Origin of the sequence: Citrobacter sp. Cpo040 (genome assembly GCF_030332915.1) — a bacterium.
GTDB classification, from domain to species: domain Bacteria; phylum Pseudomonadota; class Gammaproteobacteria; order Enterobacterales; family Enterobacteriaceae; genus Citrobacter; species Citrobacter portucalensis.
Genome location: NZ_JAOWGX010000036.1, coordinates 193,326 through 211,813, shown reverse-complemented (window position 1 = coordinate 211,813; position 18,488 = coordinate 193,326). Strand labels below are relative to the sequence as shown.

The window sequence follows — 18,488 nt, the reverse complement described above, 5'->3', positions numbered from 1 at the left end:
CAAGCGGGAAGGATTTCAAGCGGAAGCCGCCGTCGCGGCCTCCGTTTGTTCAGAATTTAATCTTGTGTCGCCCTGCCAGAGAGTGCGACAGCGTAGTGCCATCGACCATTTCCAGCTCGCCGCCTACCGGAACGCCATGGGCGATACGGCTGGCTTCAACGCCATATTGCATGCAAAGCTCAGCAATATAGTTGGCGGTCGCCTCTCCTTCGACCGTGGGATTGGTCGCCAGGATCAGTTCGTTGATTTGCTCAGACTCCAGTCGCTGTTCGAGACGATCCAGCCCGATATCATCAGGGCCAATACCGTCCAGCGGCGACAGGTGTCCCATCAGCACGAAGTAACGTCCGGAAAATTGCCCGGTTTGCTCAATGGCGTAGATGTCCGCCGGACTCTCCACCACACAAATCTGACCGTTTTCCTGGCGACGCGGGTTCGAGCAAATGTTGCAGACGTCTTGCTCTGTGAAGGTGCGGCAATCGGCACAATGGCCGATTTCCGACATTGCCTTCGTTAACGCCTGTGCCAGACGCATCCCGCCGCTGCGATCGCGCTGAAGTAGCGTGAACGCCATGCGCTGCGCCGACTTCGGGCCAACGCCCGGCAGACAGCGCAGTGCTTCCATAAGCTGAGTTAACAGCGGGCTGGTTTGCATCAGAACGGCATCTTAAAGCCAGGCGGCAGCTGCATTCCGGAGGAAACAGAGGCCATCTTCTCTTTCTGCGTCTCTTCAATGCGACGCGCCGCGTCGTTGAATGCCGCAGCAACCAGATCTTCCAGCATCTCTTTGTCGTCTTCCAACAGGCTTGGATCGATCTCCACGCGACGGCAGTTGTGCGCGCCGTTAATGGTCACTTTTACCAGACCCGCGCCAGATTCGCCGGTCACTTCCAGCTTGGCGACTTCTTCCTGCATCTGCTGCATTTTTTCTTGCATCTGCTGGGCCTGTTTCATCAGGTTACCCAGACCGCCTTTACCAAACATAGGCTTCTCTCTCAATCACGTTAAGGGATGACGACCGTCAAACCATTAGGCTCACGATCAAATGGGGCGAATACTCTCTTCGTCCAGCTCCGCATCGAAAAAACGACGCAGTGTCTGGATGTTATTATCCGCAATAATCGACTCACGCGCCTGCGCGAGCTTCTCTTCATAAATGGCCTGACGCCACTCCAGCGGCGTACGCACCGCTGGATTATCATCTTCAACGATGGTCAATTCAACCGTTGACCCCGTTAAGGAACTCAGTGCTTCAGCCAGTTTTTGCTGCGCGCCGCTGGAATTTAGGTGTCGCTGCGTGGAACGCAGGTGCAGGCAAACTACGTTGCCATTCTCTTCTTTCCAGGCATTAAGCGCCACCTGCTCCACCAGTTTAGGCAGCGAGAGCTGACTCACCTGGGCGGCCCACGGGTCGCGTTCAATGGCTTCAGCCGCAAGCTTTGCCGCCAGTTCCGGCGTTTTTTCATGCTCAAGCGCTTTTTTCAGCGCTTTCGGCGTGGCAACGACTTCTTTAACCTCTGCAACAGGATTGGTCGCTTTCCAGCGATACGCTTCTTTCTTCGCCGGTGCTTTTTCCAGCGCAGAGACCGCCGGACGCGCCTGAACACGTTCCGACACCGAAGCCAGTCTTTCCAGCGCAGCATTATTCACCGGCCGCGCGCGGGAAGCGGCTGCCGGTTCACTCTTTTTTGCTTTGGTTGCTCCCTGAGCGCGTTGCAACTGGCTACGCGCCGCCAACACCTGACTGGTGGCATCGGAGAGCGGTACATTCTGTTGCTGTTGTGCAGGCGCAGGCTGCTGCTGCACCTGCGTCGGGGTCATCACCGCAGTGGGTGCGACCGGGGCAAACGACTGTCGTGGAACTTCAGGTTCCGGGAGCGGCATGCGCGGATGAAAAGCCAGCGCACGCAGCAGCGTCATTTCGACGCCCATTCGCCTGTCCGGCGCATACGGCAGTTCTTTGCGCCCGATTAACAAAGTTTGGTAGTAAAGCTGCACATCGGTTGGCGGAACGATTCGCGCCAGTTCACGCATACGCTGTTCAATGGCGGCCATATCGCTGCCGAGCGCGGCAGGCGAAAGCTGAACCATGGCAATACGATGCAGCAAAGCCGACATCTCAACCAGCAGCGCTTCCCATTCGATACCGCGCGCGGCGGCGTCGTTTACCAGTGCCATAACGCGTTCGCCGTCCGCAGCCACAACCGCTTCAACGAGCGAGAGCGCCTGGTCGTCGTCCAGCGTGCCGAGCATGGTGCTGACCGCCTCGGTCGAGACCTGACCATCGCCGCTGGCGATCGCCTGATCGGTAAGGCTCAGCGCATCACGCAGGCTGCCGTCCGCGGCGCGAGCCAGCAGTTGCAGTGCACGTGGTTCATGGGCGATATGCTCTTCTTTGAGGATATGCTCAAGCTGATGGCGAATCTGTTCGACATCCAACGCTTTAAGATGGAATTGCAGACAGCGCGACAGGATAGTCACCGGCAGCTTCTGCGGATCGGTAGTCGCCAGCAGGAACTTAACGTGCGCGGGCGGTTCTTCGAGCGTTTTCAGCAAGGCATTAAAACTGTGGCGCGACAGCATGTGCACTTCGTCGATCAAGTAGACCTTAAAGCGACCGCGCGCAGGCGCATACTGGACGTTATCCAGCAGGTCACGGGTGTCTTCGACTTTGGTGCGTGAGGCGGCGTCGATTTCAATCAGATCGACAAAACGCCCCTGCTCGATTTCCCGGCAGTTATCGCACACGCCGCACGGCGTAGCGGTGATGCCGGTTTCACAGTTTAATCCCTTCGCCAGCAAGCGGGCGATAGAGGTTTTCCCGACGCCACGGGTGCCGGAAAACAAATAAGCATGATGAATACGCCCTAACGACAAGCCGTTCGCCAGTGCCGTCAGCACATGTTCCTGGCCGACGACGTCAGCAAAGGTTTGTGGGCGCCATTTTCGGGCTAAGACCTGATAACTCATTGGCAGGCTCTGAAAGGCTGGAGGGTGGATTCACAGGGGGATAATGCTAACACAACCTCGCAGAGACGGCGAGGTTGACACGTTATATTCGGGCGTTATCGTTGCAGTCAGTTTGGTTTCGGGCAGCGCACAGAAACCGGAGCGTACACGCAGTACGTGAGGATTTCGAGCACTGACCGGGGCCAAAATGGCAAAAAAGATAGCCCTAAATTAGTGGCCCGGGAATGGAACCAGGCTATAACAGGTCAGCCCCTGTTTTTCCAGACGCTGTTCGCCGCCCAGATCAAACAGGTTAATGATAAAAGCAGCATCGGTAACTTCACCACCCAGACGGCGGATCAGCTTCACGGTCGCTTCAATCGTGCCGCCAGTTGCCAGCAGGTCGTCCACAACCAGCACTTTATCGCCAGGTTTGATGGCATCAACGTGGATTTCCAGCTGATCGGTGCCATATTCCAGCTCATAGGTCTCAGCAATAACTTCACGCGGAAGCTTACGGGGTTTGCGTACCGGAACAAAGCCGACGCCCAGCCCCAACGCTACCGGCGCGCCAAACAGGAAGCCACGCGCTTCGGTGCCAACCACTTTAGTGATACCCGCATTTTTGTAGCGTTCAACCAGCAATTCAATGCTGAGGGCGTAGGCTTTCGGGTCTTCCAGTAAACTGGTGACATCACGAAAGAGAATGCCCGGTTTTGGGTAGTCGTGGATGCTTTTGATGCTATTTTTGAGAAACTCAAGCTGCTGTGCTGTCGCGGTCATAAGTTTGTGCCTGATTAATACAGTATTACTTCACGGCGCACTAAACACTTCATCCTCGACGTATCTTGAATGATTTTGTGTCTATATAAGAGCCAAGGTTACACTTGCTTAACCTTTGACCACCTGCGCCTGTGCTCGAAAACGGTCGAATTTACTGGCTGTGAGAGACAATTGCAACAGCGATTATTGCGCTTTACTGCTTTTGTTGTTTTTCATCAATCACCGGGATCCGCCACATAAAAATCAGTAAACAGGCGAGAATAACCAGCAGCAGGCCGCGCACCCACATCATATTGACCAGCCACAGTGAAATGCCAAACGTCACCAGGATCAACAAAATAGCGCGCGGTTTTGCTCCCGGCGGCATCGCACGGTGTTTTTGCCAGTGGCGCAAATACCCGCCGAACCACGAACGGTAAAGCAACCAGTCGTGAAAACGCGGCGATGAGCGGGCAAAACACCAGGCGGCCAGCAGTATAAACGGCGTCGTCGGCAACAGAGGCAATACAACGCCCAGCGTACCTAGCACTACCGCTATCCAGCCAATGATGATTAGAATAATGCGTTGCATAATATGAGTACTTAACACAGAGAATCGCTACTTTAGCATAACGGTTCTCATTTTCATCGGAGTGTTGTTGTGAAAACCGCCATGCTGTTACAGATGCTCGAAAACCAGCTTAACCGCTTGCGACAACATTGCGCCCCGCTGGCGCACCACACAACGCTTAGCGCCCGCTTTGACAGGCATCTGTTTCACACGCGCAGCACGTTGCTGCAGGCCTGCCTGGAAGAAGCTGACGATAATCTTACTGCCCTGCGCCGCGCCGTTGAGCAGCAGCAACTCCCACAAATCACCTGGCTTGCGGAACACCTTGCCTCACAGTTAGAGGCGATTTCACGTGAAACCGCCAGTTGGTCCCTTCGAGAGTGGGACAGCGCTTCTCCAGGTCTGGCGCGCTGGCAGCGCAAACGGGTCCAACATCAGGAATTTGAACGCCGTCTGGTTGAAATGACGCGTGAACGCAAAGAGCGTCTGGCTCAAGCTACCGGCTTTGAAGAACAGCAAAAACTGCATCGTGAAGTAGAAGCATTCGAGGCGCGGCTGGCGCGCTGTCGCCATGCTCTGGCAAGAATAGAAAACGTGCTGGCGCGTTTAACCCGTTAATCCCCGGAGAATTTATGTCATTAGAGAACGCCCCGGACGAGGTCAAACTGGCCGTCGATTTGATTGTTTTACTTGAGGAAAATCAGGTTGCGCCTGAAACCGTACTGAAGGCGCTGGAGATTGTTAAACGGGATTACGAAAAGAAACAGCTCTCTTGTTCAAAAAACGCGATATAGCTGGAATGCCTGAAAGCGTTGCACTTATCAGGCCTACGAATGAATCGAAGCTCGCAGGCCTGATGAGTTTTTCTATTAACCTACCGAAGGCGTCGGATCATCACCTTTAATGATGTCACGCTTAACCTCGGTCACGGTATCACCTTTCGCGTTATGCAGGTGCACTTCGAGCTGGTTAAAGGCGATATCAATGTCGTTTTCACGGCATAAACGATCGACCGCACGGTTCAGTTCATCAACCGTGTGGCTACGATCGCGCAGTTCACGTACGTATAATCGCAGTTCATGATCTAGCGTGCTGGCGCCGAAGGCGGTAAAGAACACCGCAGGCTCTGGATCGTGCATCACTTTCGGGTGTTCCATCGCCGCCTGCAACAGCACTTTCTTCACTTTATCCAGATCCGAACCGTAGGCCACGCCGATGCGGATCACCAGGCGCGTGGTGGTATCGGAAAGCGACCAGTTGATCAAACGCTCCGTCACAAATGCTTTGTTCGGGATGATCACCTCTTTGCGATCGAAGTCGGTAATAGTGGTGGCACGGATACGGATCTTGCTGACCGTTCCTGAGAACGTACCGATAGTCACTGTATCGCCGATGCGGACCGGGCGTTCAAACAGAATAATCAGACCCGAAACAAAGTTACCGAAGATTTCCTGCAAGCCAAAACCAAGACCAACCGACAGGGCTGCTGCCAGCCACTGTAGCTTATCCCATGAAACACCGAGCGATCCGAAGACCGTCATCGCGCCGATGGCGATGATCGCGTAGTTAAGGATCGTGGTGATCGCATACGAAGCGCCCTGACGCATCTTCAGTCGCGACAGCACCAGCACTTCCAGCAGGCCGGGTAAGTTACGGATCAGCGCCCACGCGACCATTGACGCAATAATCGCAAACAGCAGGCTGCCCATGGTGACGTCTTTCACCACCGCAGCTCCCGCTTCGGTGCCGTTGTAATGCCAGAGCGTAATGCTATCGAGGTAGCTGAATACAGTTATCAAATCAGACCAAATAGCCCAGAACAGAACACCAAACAGGGCAACCATTACCAGCATGGTGATGCGCAGCGTTTGCTGGTTCACCTGCTCAAGCGCAATGGTCGGTTCTTCCTGCGGCTCGGCTCCTTCCGCCCCTTCTTTCACCAGGTTCTGACGACGCGCTAAGGCACGGCGCCAGGCGATACGCCGTGCCGCCACGCTCAATCCACGCAGTACCGTCTGATACAGCAGGTTCCAGAGGATAACCAGATAGACCGTTTCAATCCAACGACCGGCCAGGCGCAACGTGGTGTAGAAATACCCTGTCGCCGTCAGCACCATTAATGCAATCGGGATAATTGAGAGGACAGTAATGGTAACCAGACGCAAGCCATGCGACTCTTTGTCGCGCCAGCTTTCACGACACATTGGCCATACCAGGAAGGCGATCAGCAGCAGGTTGAGGAAAATAACTACCTGACCCAGCACATCGTCCATCAAATTAAGCGGCGACAGCTCAGCAATGACCGACCAGAAGTTGAGCGGTAACAGCGCCAGGCTAATACGCACGATCTGGCGGCGCCAGTGGCTGGTCTGCTTCGCTGGCATACCAAAATGACGAATTGCCACGCCATCTTTTTCCAGCACCTTCCAGCACAGACCAAACACCAGCCAGAAGACTGTCATCTTCTTACTGAACGCCCACAGCAGGTCGCTGATATTCAACTGCATGGTAAGCAGAATCAGGCCCACGGCGAGGATAATCAGGCACGCCGGCAACGCTCGGATCAGATCGATCAGAATCGCTTTTGGCGTATTGAGCTGACTGTCATTACGCAGATTCCCTACTGCGGCGGCTAATTTCGCCTGATACTCTTTCAACCATTTCAAACGCCAGCGGATTAACCCGGCAATAAGCAGCAGAGGTAGCCCCGCCAGAAACGCAATAAAGACGGCGGGCCAGGCTTTTTCCCAGTTCACCGTGATTTTCATCGACTTAAACTGGTCTTTTAGCGTTTGTGGGAAGGCTTTGATCCAGTCCCAGTCCATCGGACGGTTACTATTAACCCAGAAGATTTGCTGCGTGAGGATCCCTTTCAGGTTCTTCGACACGCTCATTAGCTGCTGTTGATTGATTTGCAGGTTAATCGCCATCATCAACTGGTTGCCCAGCTGCTTGTTCAGCTGATCCAACAGTTCACGGCGCATATCCACAACCTGCAGCAGGGCATCATGGACTTCACCATTCACTTCGTTGCTGTGCCCTTCTTCCAGTTTGGCGACAAACGCATCGTTCTGGAATAGCGCATCACGCTGCTGGTTGATTTCAAACTGCTCCAGACGCAAATCGGCGATCCGGTTGGTCATATCGGCAAGTTCATCCGCCGACGGCAGTGTTTGTTGTTGCTGATACAGAATACGCGACAGCAGCAGACTGCCTTTCAGGACGGCGATCTGTTCTTTAATATTGCGTTCGGATTGCAGCGCGCGGTCAAGCCAGTTTTTGACTTTGATATTCTGCTGCATCAGGTTGTTGCCGTTTTCGGTCGCGGCAATCAGACGCTGGCTGAGCTGATGGTTAACGTCCAGTTCCTGCTTCACTAACGGGTTTGACTGAATACGTTCGGCTTCATCCGGCGTTACCGCTTCCTGAGCCGTCTTTTCGGTTAACGTCAGTCGTTTGCTGTTCACCGCTTCTTGCAGAAGCTGGAGCTGATGTTCAAGCCGGTTACTGTTAGCTGTTACGTAATCACGTTGTTTTTGCAAGGTATCCTGCAAAACAGTATTACCTTCGAGGCTCTTACGCTGTTGGTCGATCTGCGCATTCAGCAGCGCCTGCTGCGCCTGCAGCAACACCTGCTGGCTGGGGCGTAACGCCGCCTCTCCCACATTGGTGCCATCGAGTCGATTGCGGATTTGCTGCATTTGCTGCGACGCGGTATACATCGCATTCTGCACACGCTCTGGCTGCGTTTGCAGCGACACCAATTGGCTGTTGTAGGCAGCAAGATCGTTTTGCGAGCTTTGCAGATCATCCAAAACCTGTGCCACGCGCGACTCAAGCTGTCGTAAGGAGAGTGTACTCAGCGTTTTTCGCGTTTCATCGTCGTTATCGACATCGCTGAGCGAATTTAACGCATCCGTCGCCTGACGCATTTTCTCCGGCGCCTGGGCAACTTTCTGACGAAGCTGTACGGTCTCATCTTTCACGCGATCGATTTTATCCAGCGTGGCGATGGTATCGAGGAGATCCTGTTGGACCAGCTTATCCTGCGCGGAGAGATCTTTTTGTTTACTCAGTGCATCCAGTTGGCTCTGAATATCCGCTTTCGTCGGCAGTTCACCACTCTGTTGCGCCCGCGCAAAAGCAGACGACTGGCAAGAAAGCAAGAGAATGAAGAAAAGGATGGTAATAGCAATAAGATGCTGTGAACGTTTATAGAGCTGCAACATAGTCATGAGAGTGAACGTTTCTGAACCGGAAAAGTGACCGAAAATAGTCAAGCGGCAAGAATATCACGGCTGTGACCGGCAGAATAGCAGCAGGCAAAACGACCAGGAGAATTCCTGGTACAGGCCCAAAACATTTAGTGGATTTCCGCCACGCCAAGCCGCAGAGTTGGGCACATAAGGCACATCTCCAGCAGCACTGCGACGTATTCCCGAGCTTCTTTTTTCAGATCAAACGATTCGGGGGCAAATAACCAGTTTTCTATGATTCCGGTAATATAGCTGCGCAACAGGACCGCCACGCGACGGGTGTTCAGGTTTTCCGGCAGCATATTGGCATCCATACAGTGCCGCAATGTTTGTTCGATACGATCGTAATTTTCAATACAAAGATGGCGTTGAGCTAACTGAACAGAGGCCATTTCCCCGACAAATTCGCATTTGTGGAATATAATTTCCAGCAACAAACGTCGGCGTTCTTCTGTCACGGTAGCTTCAAGAACGTAAATTAAAATTTCTCTTAATACTGATAGTGGATCGTCGGGGAATTTTGCCTGATACTCAGTCTCTAACTCATCAATGTTAGGTTTTGCTAGCTCCCAGATTTCACTGAATAAATCCGACTTGTTTTTGAAATGCCAATAGATTGCGCCGCGCGTGACACCAGCGGCTTTTGCGATCTCCGCAAGCGAGGTGGATGATACCCCTTGTTGCGAAAACAAATGCAGAGCAACATCGAGAATATGCTGTCGTGTTTCCTGTGCTTGTTGTTTGGTTTTTCGTGCCATATGTCAGTGAATTTACAGGCGTTAGATTTACATACATTTGTGAATGTATGTACCATAGCACGACGATAATATAAACGCAGCAATGGGTTTATGGGCTTTAAGCCATTGATCAATTTGAAATCGGACACTCGAGGTTTACATATGAACAAAAACAGAGGGTTAACGCCTCTGGCAGTCGTTCTGATGCTCTCAGGCAGCTTAGCGCTAACAGGATGTGACGACAAACAGGCCCAACAAGGGGGCCAGCAGATGCCAGAGGTTGGAGTTGTTACGCTCAAAACTGAACCTCTACAGATAACAACTGAGCTTCCGGGTCGCACCAGTGCGTTTCGCATTGCAGAAGTTCGCCCTCAGGTTAGCGGTATTATCCTGAAGCGTAATTTCACCGAAGGTGGTGACATCGAAGCGGGTGTATCTCTCTATCAGATTGATCCTGCGACTTACCAGGCCGCTTATGAAAGCGCAAAAGGTGATCTGGCCAAAGCACAAGCCGCAGCAAATATCGCTCAACTGACGGTTAAACGTTATCAGAAACTGTTGGGTACTAAGTACATCAGTCAACAGGATTACGATAGCGCGCAGGCAGACGCACAGCAGGCAAACGCCGCCGTTGTCGCCGCGAAAGCCGCGGTAGAAACTGCACGCATCAATCTGGCCTATACCAAAGTGACGTCGCCGATCAGCGGCCGCATTGGTAAATCATCCGTTACGGAAGGTGCTCTGGTGCAAAACGGTCAAGCGACCGCACTGGCGACCGTTCAACAGTTGGACCCGATCTACGTGGACGTGACGCAGTCAAGCAACGACTTCCTGCGCCTGAAACAAGAGCTGGCCAACGGCACGCTGAAGCAAGAGAACGGCAAAGCGAAAGTCGAACTGGTAACCAACGACGGCATTAAATACCCGCAGTCCGGTACGCTGGAATTTTCTGATGTGACGGTTGATCAAACTACCGGGTCGATTACGTTACGCGCCATCTTCCCTAACCCGGATCACACCTTACTGCCGGGTATGTTCGTTCGCGCACGTCTGGAAGAAGGGATTAACCCAACGGCATTACTGGTTCCACAGCAAGGCGTTACCCGTACACCGCGTGGCGATGCCAGTGCATTGGTTATCGGTGCAGACAACAAAGTTGAAACTCGTCAAATTGTCGCCGCACAAGCGATTGGCGACAAATGGTTAGTCACTGATGGACTTAAGCCGGGCGACCGCGTGATTGTCACAGGGCTGCAGAAAGTACGTCCTGGCGCGCAGGTAAAAGCGCAGGAAATCACCGCTGATAACAACCAGCAAGGCCAAAGCGGTAGCCAGCCTGAACAGTCCAAGTCTTAACTTAAACAGGAGCCGTTAAGACATGCCTAATTTCTTTATCGATCGCCCAATATTTGCGTGGGTGATCGCCATTATCATCATGTTGGCAGGGGGGCTCGCGATCCTCAAATTGCCGGTAGCGCAATATCCAACTATTGCACCGCCAGCAGTGACGATCTCCGCGACCTACCCTGGCGCTGATGCCAAAACAGTACAGGATACTGTTACGCAGGTTATCGAACAGAACATGAACGGTATCGATAACCTGATGTACATGTCCTCTAACAGTGACTCCACGGGTACCGTGCAGATCACCCTAACCTTCCAGTCTGGTACTGATGCGGATATCGCGCAGGTACAGGTGCAGAACAAACTGCAGCTGGCCATGCCGTTGCTGCCTCAGGAAGTACAGCAACAAGGGGTTAGCGTTGAGAAGTCATCCAGCAGCTTCCTGATGGTTGTCGGTGTTATCAACACCAACGGCACCATGACGCAGGAGGATATTTCCGACTACGTTGGCGCCAACATGAAGGATGCCATCAGCCGTACTTCAGGTGTGGGTGATGTTCAGCTGTTCGGTTCTCAGTACGCGATGCGTATCTGGATGGATCCGAACAAACTGAACAACTTCCAGCTGACGCCGGTTGATGTAATCAGCGCCATCAAAGCGCAGAACGCCCAGGTTGCAGCCGGTCAATTAGGTGGTACGCCACCGGTGAAAGGCCAGCAGCTTAACGCGTCTATCATCGCGCAAACCCGTCTGACCTCCGCTGATGAGTTCAGCAAGATTCTGCTGAAAGTGAATCAGGATGGTTCCCAGGTTCGTCTGCGTGACGTGGCGAAAGTGGAACTGGGCGGTGAGAACTACGACATCATTGCGAAGTTCAACGGTAAACCGGCATCCGGTCTGGGTATCAAGCTGGCGACAGGTGCTAACGCCCTGGATACAGCAAACGCTATCCGCGATGAACTGAAGAAGATGGAACCGTTCTTCCCGTCAGGTCTGAAGATCGTTTACCCGTATGACACCACACCGTTCGTGAAAATCTCTATTCACGAAGTAGTGAAAACGCTGGCGGAAGCAATCATCCTCGTGTTCCTGGTAATGTATCTGTTCCTGCAGAACTTCCGCGCGACGCTGATTCCGACTATCGCCGTGCCGGTGGTGCTCTTGGGTACGTTTGCCGTCCTGGCGATTTTCGGCTTCTCGATAAACACCCTGACGATGTTCGGGATGGTGCTCGCCATCGGCCTGTTGGTGGATGACGCCATCGTTGTGGTCGAGAACGTTGAACGTGTAATGGCTGAGGAAGGGCTACCGCCGAAGGAAGCAACGCGTAAATCGATGGGCCAGATTCAGGGCGCACTGGTGGGTATCGCGATGGTACTGTCAGCGGTGTTTATCCCAATGGCGTTCTTCGGGGGTTCTACCGGTGCAATTTACCGTCAGTTCTCCATCACCATTGTTTCCGCGATGGCACTGTCTGTACTGGTGGCATTGATTCTGACCCCGGCCCTGTGTGCGACCATGCTCAAACCGATTGCTAAAGGCGATCACGGAGAAGGCAAAAAAGGCTTCTTCGGCTGGTTTAACCGCATGTTCGATAAGAGCACGCACCATTACACCGATAGCGTGGGCGGTATTCTGCGCAGCACCGGTCGTTATCTGGCGCTGTATCTGATCATCGTCGTGGGCATGGCTTATCTGTTCGTTCGTCTGCCAAGTTCGTTCCTGCCAGATGAAGACCAAGGGGTATTCCTGTCTATGGCTCAGCTGCCTGCGGGTGCAACGCAAGAGCGTACCCAGAAGGTGCTGGACGAAATGACGGATTACTACCTGACCAAGGAAAAAGCGAACGTTGAATCGGTGTTTGCCGTTAACGGTTTCGGTTTTGCAGGTCGTGGTCAGAACACCGGTATCGCGTTCGTTTCTCTGAAAGACTGGAGTGAACGTCCAGGCGAAGAGAACAAGGTTGAGGCGATTACTCAGCGTGCGATGGGCGCATTCTCGCAGATTAAAGACGCGATGGTCTTTGCCTTTAACCTGCCAGCTATTGTGGAGTTAGGGACCGCGACCGGTTTCGACTTCCAGTTGATTGACCAGGCTGGTCTGGGCCATGAGAAGCTGACTCAGGCGCGTAACCAACTGTTTGGTGAAGTCGCGAAGCATCCTGATCTGTTGGTCGGTGTTCGTCCTAACGGTCTGGAAGATACGCCGCAGTTCAAGATCGATATCGATCAGGAAAAAGCGCAGGCTCTGGGCGTTTCCATTAGTGATATTAATACAACGCTGGGTGCAGCATGGGGCGGAAGCTACGTGAATGACTTCATCGACCGTGGTCGTGTGAAGAAAGTTTACGTCATGTCTGAAGCGAAATACCGTATGTTGCCGGAAGATATTGGAAACTGGTATGTCCGCGGCAGCGATGGACAGATGGTACCGTTCTCCGCCTTCTCTACCTCACGTTGGGAATACGGTTCACCGCGTCTGGAACGCTATAACGGTCTGCCGTCCATGGAAATCTTAGGTCAGGCCGCTCCGGGTAAAAGTACCGGTGAAGCCATGGCCATGATGGAGCAACTGGCCAGCAAACTGCCATCCGGTATCGGTTATGACTGGACCGGTATGTCCTACCAGGAACGACTGTCCGGCAACCAGGCCCCTGCCCTGTATGCCATTTCATTGATCGTCGTGTTCTTGTGTCTGGCAGCGCTGTACGAGAGCTGGTCAATTCCGTTCTCCGTAATGCTGGTTGTACCGCTGGGTGTTATCGGTGCATTGCTGGCAGCAACGTTCCGCGGCCTGACCAACGACGTTTACTTCCAGGTAGGCCTGCTCACAACCATTGGGTTGTCGGCGAAGAACGCGATACTTATCGTCGAATTCGCCAAAGACTTGATGGATAAAGAGGGTAAAGGTCTGATAGAGGCGACGCTGGACGCAGTACGCATGCGTTTACGTCCAATCCTGATGACGTCACTGGCCTTTATTCTGGGCGTAATGCCGCTGGTCATCAGTTCCGGCGCAGGTTCCGGTGCACAGAACGCCGTTGGTACTGGCGTAATGGGCGGGATGGTGACGGCAACCGTGTTGGCGATCTTCTTTGTTCCGGTGTTCTTTGTGGTGGTACGCCGCCGCTTTAGCCGCAAAAATGAAGATATTGAGCATAGCCACTCAGTAGAGCATCATTGATACATCTCTAAAGATAAGGCCGCGCAAGCGGCCTTTTTTCTGGAAAAATCATAAAAATCACTTATTGCCATTCCGTTTATTTTCTATCGGATAAATAAGCGATATAATCCTTGCAGCCTTAAAGGCTATTCTTAAAAAAACAGCGAGAGTTCTTATTTACTTTAATAAATATTAAGATTAATCCTATCCACTGGTTCACATTGTCGGTTGTTGCCTTTCGTTGCTAAACCTAAACAAGATAACCCGATGATTGCCCGAAGAATAAAGAAATTGTCCCATTTCGAATAGCGGCATTTATCTGTTAAAATGTAAAAATGACGTAGCATCATAATTTTACATAATTGTAATTTTTCGTGATATGACGATGAAATCTTTTTTAGAGTAGATTATAGTTAAATCATCAGGAGTCGCGGGCAAGTTCCAGGTAGTTGTTGTATCCATCCCGAAAGGTGTTCGGTTAGTTTAAGCCACTAAGAAGGGGATGCGTTATGGATGAGTACTCACCCAAAAGACATGATATCGCGCAGCTTAAATTTCTCTGCGAAACTCTGTATCATGACTGTCTTGCAAACCTTGAACAAAGTAACCATGGCTGGGTTAATGACCCTACCTCTGCAACCAGCTTGCAGCTCAATGAACTGATAGAGCATATTGCAACCTTCGCACTTAATTATAAAATTAAGTACAATGAGGACAATAAGCTGATCGCGCAGATAGATGAATACCTGGATGACACTTTTATGTTGTTCAGCAGTTATGGTATTAATACGCAGGATCTGCAGAAATGGCGGAAGTCAGGTAATCGACTGTTTCGCTGTTTTGTCAATGCCACCAGGGCTAATCCTGTAAGTTTGTCTTGTTAAAAATTATTACAATCATAGGTAAGAGTTATGTCCGATAAACCATTAACTAAAACAGATTATTTGATGCGCCTGCGACGTTGCCAGACAATTGATACGCTAGAGCGCGTTATTGAAAAAAATAAATATGAATTGTCCGACAACGAACTGGCTGTATTTTACTCAGCAGCAGATCATCGCCTTGCTGAATTGACCATGAATAAGCTTTACGACAAGATTCCAACTTCTGTTTGGAAATTCATTCGCTAATTGCACTCAAGGTTAAGTCAGGTATAGCGGTACAGTTGTCTGGCTGACCATTTTCGTATTTACAATGGTTATTTAATTAAAATCGCGTGACTATGATCACAGCAAAGAAGCGGGAACGTTCCCCTTTTCTGCATTACGTTTTACTGTGCTGAAATAACCTTCAGTACACAGGGAATTCGTAATGCGTAATGAAAAGCAAAAAATGATCGCCGGCGAATACTATCGCCCGGCAGATGAAACGCTGCGCAGTGACCGACTACGCGCTCGTCAGTTGATCCATCGCTACAATCTCACCGCACCCGATGAAAAAAATGAGCGTCAGGCAATCCTGCACGATCTGTTAGGTCAGAGTGAGGGAGCCTATATTGAACCCTCTTTCCGTTGTGATTACGGTTATAACATCTATCTTGGTAAAGACTTTTACGCTAATTTCGACTGCGTTATGCTCGACGTCTGTCCAATTCATATTGGCGACAACTGCATGCTGGCACCAGGCGTTCATATCTATACCGCGACCCATCCGCTGGATGCTACCGAGCGCAACAGTGGCCTGGAGTTCGGGAAGCCCGTGACTATCGGCAATAATGTCTGGATAGGTGGCCGTGCAGTGATCAATCCCGGCGTCACGCTGGGCGATAACGTGGTTGTGGCATCAGGCGCAGTGGTCACTAAAAGCGTTCCGGCAAACACCGTGGTTGGGGGCAATCCCGCAAGGATCATCAAAACGCTGTGATCTTAAATGTAACTGTTATGCTAAATTGCGGTTAATCTGTTACTTTCTTCAAAGGGTATCCCCTTTTAAAATAGGGCGATCCCTCCTGAATTTTGCAGATATCACGAAGGCAAGAGATGACAGAAATACAGCGCCTGCTTACTGAAACAATCGACGACTTAAATATTCGCGAGAAGCGCGACAACAAACCGCGCTTTAGCATCAGCTTTATTCGCAAACACCCAGGGCTGTTTATCGGTATGTATGTTGCGTGGTTTGCCACGTTGGCGGTGATGCTACAGTCAGAAACGTTAGTCGATTCGGTATGGCTGCTGGTGGTACTGTTCGTTGTACTCAACGGCTTTTTCTTTTTCGACGTTGCGCCACGATACCGCTTTGAAGATATCGACGTTCTGGATTTTAGAGTTTGCTATAACGGAGAATGGTACAACACGCGCTTTGTCCCCTCCTCTCTCATCGATACTATCCTGCACTCACCGTCCGTGGATAGCGAACATAAAGCACAGCTGCAAAAGATGATATCGCGCAAAGGCGAACTCTCGTTTTACGATGTCTTTACGCTTACCCGCGCCCAGACCAGCCAGTAACGATATCTCAGCACAGATAAAAAAAGTGCGTTCCTGCGAAGGTAACGCACTTTAATCCCTGAAATGCTGGCAAAGAAACTAACGCCTTTTTTTACGCCCCTGTACTGCTTTAAAGCGCGGATTCGTTTTGCAGATAACGTACAAACGCCCTTTGCGTTTTACTATCTGGCAGTCAGGATGGCGCTGTTTTGCGCTGCGAAGTGAATTGAGTACCTGCATTTTAACCCCGCTTAACGCCAATAAAATGACCAAAACGTTTTTGGAAACGTGCTGCACTACCTTCATTATCAAAGGTTTTTTGTTTCCCGGTATAGTACGGATGTGATTTAGAAGAGATATCGAGGGTCACGTACGGGTACATTTTCCCCTCAAACTCAATTTCACGCTCAGTCTTGATGGTCGAACCGACCTTAAAGAATTCATTGGCACTGGTATCGTGAAACACTACGGTACGGTAAAAAGGATGAATATCCGGTTTCATGGCAACCTCAATTTGATACGTTATAACATAACCATCAAAATACACCACTCTTGTACAAACCACAACCTGATTTACGCTACAGGGAGTCAAACGGGATGATAAATGGCCGTAAATATATGATGCCAATCGAATAGCTTTTTGGGGTTTCGGATATACTTTCCCTACGCTGTGTAAATAAGGATATCACTGTGACAACACGACATTTGATAAGCCTGGTGACTGGGGTACTGTTCCTTTCTATCCTCGCGCCTGTAGGTTTAAGCCTGTGGCTGGCACATCGTCAGGTCGAAACGAAATTTATCGATGAACTCGACATGTTCTCAACACGAGTCGCATTACGTACGGAACGCGTAGGCGAGCAGGCGAAAAAAGCATTACGCCATATTGAAGCATTTCAGGGGGTGCCTTGCAGTGACGAGCATTTGCTGGAAATGCGTCGTTTGTCCTATAGCTACCGCTATATTCAGGAAGTGCTGTACCTCAAAGATAACGTTCCGCAATGCTCATCTCTGGAAAAAAGAAGCCAGGCAGACGCATTTCCACCCGCAATGAAAGTCACGCCTGATGGATATCGCGCATGGCTTACCACGCAAAATGATTTGGGCATCAAGCGCTTTATGGCAGCATTAGGGAGCGAACATTATGTTGTAATGGTCGATCCAGGCTCTTTCATTGACGTCATCCCGTTTGGCTCATGGCCAATTGAAGTCACTATCATTGGCACCGTGCGCAACGTCGTGGTTGCCAGTAGCGCCAACCTGCCATCGGACGTTTTGCAGCATGTACAGCAAGAAAAATCGATTACTCATTTTAAAAAAGATGGCAGCATTTATAACGCCCGCCCCTTTCCTGAGTTGGGTATTACGATCGTAACCTGGGCATCTACCCTGCCATTGCAAAAAACCTGGCACCGGCAGGCACTGATCTGGCTCCCGGCAGGCATTCTTATAGGCTTGCTCACCGCCGCCTTTGTTTTGCGTATTTTGCGCCGCTTACAGTCGCCCCATCACCAATTACAGGACGCTATCCAGCATCGGGACATCAAAGTCCACTACCAACCAATTATCTCGCTCAAAACGGGGAAAGTGGTTGGAGCAGAGGCGCTGGCTCGCTGGCAGCAGGCCGACGGAAGCTATCTGTCGCCGGAAGTTTTCGTCGCGCTGGCGCATGAAACCGGGCTGACAGAGCCTCTCACACGGTTGATTATTGAAAGCGTATTTGAAGATTTAGGTAAATGGCTGCGTCAGCATCCAGACCAGCATATATCCATCAATCTTGAGTCAGCCGATCTGGCCTCCGAAACGCTTCCTGCTCTGTTAAGTCAGAAAGTGAACCACTGGCAACTTAAGCCTACGCAAATCGCGCTGGAACTAACCGAACGCGAGTTTGCCGACCCGAAAAACAGCGCGCCGTTTATTGCCAAATACCGTCAGGCAGGTCATTCAATCTATATTGATGACTTTGGCACCGGCTATTCCAGCCTGAGCTATTTACAGGATCTGGATGTCGACATCCTGAAGATAGACAAATCGTTCGTTGATGCACTGGAATACAACAACGTGACGCCGCATATCATCGAGATAGCAAAAACGCTGAAACTTGAGATGGTGGCGGAAGGTATCGAAACCAAGAATCAGGAAACCTGGCTACGCCAGCATGGCGTGCAGTACGGTCAGGGCTGGCTTTACAGCAAAGCGCTGCCGAAGGCGGAATTTATTCTGTGGGCAGAAAAACGGCTTTAACATTGCTGTTGATGTTGAGATGGCTGGCGGCAC

The 18,488-nt window shown here is 51.3% G+C and carries 18 protein-coding genes and 1 other annotated feature; of the genes, 9 read left to right on the top strand and 9 right to left on the bottom strand.

Annotated features, from left to right (window positions below):
• Nucleotides 1-49: 49 nt before the first annotated feature.
• The 5 genes from recR to OGX86_RS15855 form a co-directional block, all read right to left on the bottom strand.
• Nucleotides 50-655: a recombination mediator RecR gene (recR, locus tag OGX86_RS15875; RefSeq protein WP_003831050.1), complete on the bottom strand. Its 606-nt coding sequence runs from the start codon at nucleotides 653-655 to the stop codon at nucleotides 50-52.
• Nucleotides 655-984 (bottom strand): YbaB/EbfC family nucleoid-associated protein, encoded by a 330-nt coding sequence (locus OGX86_RS15870; protein WP_003021764.1) that lies wholly within the window; start codon nucleotides 982-984, stop codon nucleotides 655-657. The genes recR and OGX86_RS15870 overlap by 1 nt, the downstream gene beginning before the upstream one ends.
• Before the next feature lie 57 nt (nucleotides 985-1,041).
• The gene (gene dnaX, locus OGX86_RS15865) at nucleotides 1,042-2,970 is read right to left on the bottom strand and encodes a DNA polymerase III subunit gamma/tau (protein WP_003831049.1); all 1,929 of its coding nucleotides are present in this window, start codon (nucleotides 2,968-2,970) and stop codon (nucleotides 1,042-1,044) included.
• Nucleotides 1,645-1,709: a sequence feature (DnaX frameshifting element), on the bottom strand. It overlaps the preceding gene by 65 nt.
• Nucleotides 2,971-3,180: 210 nt before the next feature.
• The gene (gene apt, locus OGX86_RS15860; RefSeq protein ID WP_003021759.1) at nucleotides 3,181-3,732 is read right to left on the bottom strand and encodes an adenine phosphoribosyltransferase; all 552 of its coding nucleotides are present in this window, start codon (nucleotides 3,730-3,732) and stop codon (nucleotides 3,181-3,183) included.
• Nucleotides 3,733-3,925: 193 nt separating this feature from the next.
• Nucleotides 3,926-4,303: a DUF454 family protein gene (locus tag OGX86_RS15855; RefSeq protein WP_008783969.1), complete on the bottom strand. Its 378-nt coding sequence runs from the start codon at nucleotides 4,301-4,303 to the stop codon at nucleotides 3,926-3,928.
• 69 nt (nucleotides 4,304-4,372) lie between these two features.
• Here OGX86_RS15855 and priC point away from each other — a divergent pair, with 69 nt between their 5' ends.
• Entirely contained in the window at nucleotides 4,373-4,900 is a 528-nt protein-coding gene (gene priC, locus OGX86_RS15850) for a primosomal replication protein N'' (RefSeq protein WP_182315468.1), read from the top strand.
• 14 nt (nucleotides 4,901-4,914) lie between these two features.
• A complete protein-coding gene (gene rsmS, locus OGX86_RS15845; protein WP_008783967.1) occupies nucleotides 4,915-5,076 on the top strand; it encodes a pleiotropic regulatory protein RsmS in 162 nt (53 codons plus the stop codon).
• Nucleotides 5,077-5,151: 75 nt separating this feature from the next.
• Here rsmS and mscK read toward each other — a convergent pair whose 3' ends face one another.
• Nucleotides 5,152-8,517 (bottom strand): mechanosensitive channel MscK, encoded by a 3,366-nt coding sequence (gene mscK / locus OGX86_RS15840; RefSeq protein WP_048214782.1) that lies wholly within the window; start codon nucleotides 8,515-8,517, stop codon nucleotides 5,152-5,154.
• 128 nt (nucleotides 8,518-8,645) lie between these two features.
• Nucleotides 8,646-9,296, bottom strand: coding sequence for a multidrug efflux transporter transcriptional repressor AcrR (gene acrR / locus OGX86_RS15835; RefSeq protein WP_003831045.1), 651 nt, complete (start codon nucleotides 9,294-9,296; stop codon nucleotides 8,646-8,648).
• A 141-nt stretch (nucleotides 9,297-9,437) separates the two neighbouring features.
• Between acrR and acrA the strand changes: the two genes are divergently transcribed.
• From acrA to OGX86_RS15805, 6 genes are all read left to right on the top strand, one after another.
• Nucleotides 9,438-10,631, top strand: a complete 1,194-nt coding sequence (gene acrA, locus OGX86_RS15830; protein WP_032942549.1) for a multidrug efflux RND transporter periplasmic adaptor subunit AcrA — start codon at nucleotides 9,438-9,440, stop codon at nucleotides 10,629-10,631.
• A gap of 22 nt (nucleotides 10,632-10,653) precedes the next feature.
• Nucleotides 10,654-13,803, top strand: a complete 3,150-nt coding sequence (gene acrB, locus OGX86_RS15825; RefSeq protein ID WP_193135115.1) for an efflux RND transporter permease AcrB — start codon at nucleotides 10,654-10,656, stop codon at nucleotides 13,801-13,803.
• Between the two features lie 488 nt (nucleotides 13,804-14,291).
• Nucleotides 14,292-14,666 carry an Hha toxicity modulator TomB gene (tomB, locus tag OGX86_RS15820; RefSeq protein WP_003021733.1) on the top strand — a complete coding sequence of 125 codons (375 nt, stop codon included), beginning with the start codon at nucleotides 14,292-14,294 and terminating at the stop codon, nucleotides 14,664-14,666.
• Nucleotides 14,667-14,693: 27 nt separating this feature from the next.
• Complete coding sequence (gene hha, locus OGX86_RS15815) at nucleotides 14,694-14,912, top strand: hemolysin expression-modulating protein Hha (protein WP_002892050.1); 219 nt, start codon at nucleotides 14,694-14,696, stop codon at nucleotides 14,910-14,912.
• A gap of 181 nt (nucleotides 14,913-15,093) precedes the next feature.
• Nucleotides 15,094-15,645 (top strand): maltose O-acetyltransferase, encoded by a 552-nt coding sequence (gene maa, locus OGX86_RS15810; protein ID WP_003835924.1) that lies wholly within the window; start codon nucleotides 15,094-15,096, stop codon nucleotides 15,643-15,645.
• A 116-nt stretch (nucleotides 15,646-15,761) separates the two neighbouring features.
• A complete protein-coding gene (locus OGX86_RS15805; protein WP_020996574.1) occupies nucleotides 15,762-16,232 on the top strand; it encodes a YlaC family protein in 471 nt (156 codons plus the stop codon).
• 78 nt (nucleotides 16,233-16,310) lie between these two features.
• Here the strand turns inward: OGX86_RS15805 and ykgO are convergent, their stop codons facing one another.
• Complete coding sequence (gene ykgO / locus OGX86_RS15800; protein ID WP_005125190.1) at nucleotides 16,311-16,451, bottom strand: type B 50S ribosomal protein L36; 141 nt, start codon at nucleotides 16,449-16,451, stop codon at nucleotides 16,311-16,313.
• Nucleotide 16,452: 1 nt separating this feature from the next.
• Nucleotides 16,453-16,713, bottom strand: coding sequence for a type B 50S ribosomal protein L31 (locus tag OGX86_RS15795; protein WP_008783961.1), 261 nt, complete (start codon nucleotides 16,711-16,713; stop codon nucleotides 16,453-16,455).
• A 188-nt stretch (nucleotides 16,714-16,901) separates the two neighbouring features.
• Between OGX86_RS15795 and pdeB the strand changes: the two genes are divergently transcribed.
• On the top strand, nucleotides 16,902-18,455 hold the full coding sequence (gene pdeB / locus OGX86_RS15790) for a cyclic di-3',5'-guanosine monophosphate phosphodiesterase PdeB (protein WP_286640277.1): 1,554 nt from the start codon (nucleotides 16,902-16,904) through the stop codon (nucleotides 18,453-18,455).
• The last annotated feature ends 33 nt before the right edge of the window (nucleotides 18,456-18,488 follow it).

Excerpts from the sequence above, each read along its gene's own strand:
- recR (WP_003831050.1), bottom strand. The coding sequence starts at position 655 with ATGCAAACCAGCCCGCTGTTAACTCAGCTTATGGAAGCACTGCGCTGT.
- OGX86_RS15870 (WP_003021764.1), bottom strand. The coding sequence starts at position 984 with ATGTTTGGTAAAGGCGGTCTGGGTAACCTGATGAAACAGGCCCAGCAG.
- dnaX (WP_003831049.1), bottom strand. The coding sequence starts at position 2,970 with ATGAGTTATCAGGTCTTAGCCCGAAAATGGCGCCCACAAACCTTTGCT.
- apt (WP_003021759.1), bottom strand. The coding sequence starts at position 3,732 with ATGACCGCGACAGCACAGCAGCTTGAGTTTCTCAAAAATAGCATCAAA.
- OGX86_RS15855 (WP_008783969.1), bottom strand. The coding sequence starts at position 4,303 with ATGCAACGCATTATTCTAATCATCATTGGCTGGATAGCGGTAGTGCTA.
- rsmS (WP_008783967.1), top strand. The coding sequence starts at position 4,915 with ATGTCATTAGAGAACGCCCCGGACGAGGTCAAACTGGCCGTCGATTTG.
- mscK (WP_048214782.1), bottom strand. The coding sequence starts at position 8,517 with ATGACTATGTTGCAGCTCTATAAACGTTCACAGCATCTTATTGCTATT.
- acrR (WP_003831045.1), bottom strand. The coding sequence starts at position 9,296 with ATGGCACGAAAAACCAAACAACAAGCACAGGAAACACGACAGCATATT.
- acrA (WP_032942549.1), top strand. The coding sequence starts at position 9,438 with ATGAACAAAAACAGAGGGTTAACGCCTCTGGCAGTCGTTCTGATGCTC.
- acrB (WP_193135115.1), top strand. The coding sequence starts at position 10,654 with ATGCCTAATTTCTTTATCGATCGCCCAATATTTGCGTGGGTGATCGCC.
- tomB (WP_003021733.1), top strand. The coding sequence starts at position 14,292 with ATGGATGAGTACTCACCCAAAAGACATGATATCGCGCAGCTTAAATTT.
- hha (WP_002892050.1), top strand. The coding sequence starts at position 14,694 with ATGTCCGATAAACCATTAACTAAAACAGATTATTTGATGCGCCTGCGA.
- maa (WP_003835924.1), top strand. The coding sequence starts at position 15,094 with ATGCGTAATGAAAAGCAAAAAATGATCGCCGGCGAATACTATCGCCCG.
- OGX86_RS15805 (WP_020996574.1), top strand. The coding sequence starts at position 15,762 with ATGACAGAAATACAGCGCCTGCTTACTGAAACAATCGACGACTTAAAT.
- ykgO (WP_005125190.1), bottom strand. The coding sequence starts at position 16,451 with ATGCAGGTACTCAATTCACTTCGCAGCGCAAAACAGCGCCATCCTGAC.
- OGX86_RS15795 (WP_008783961.1), bottom strand. The coding sequence starts at position 16,713 with ATGAAACCGGATATTCATCCTTTTTACCGTACCGTAGTGTTTCACGAT.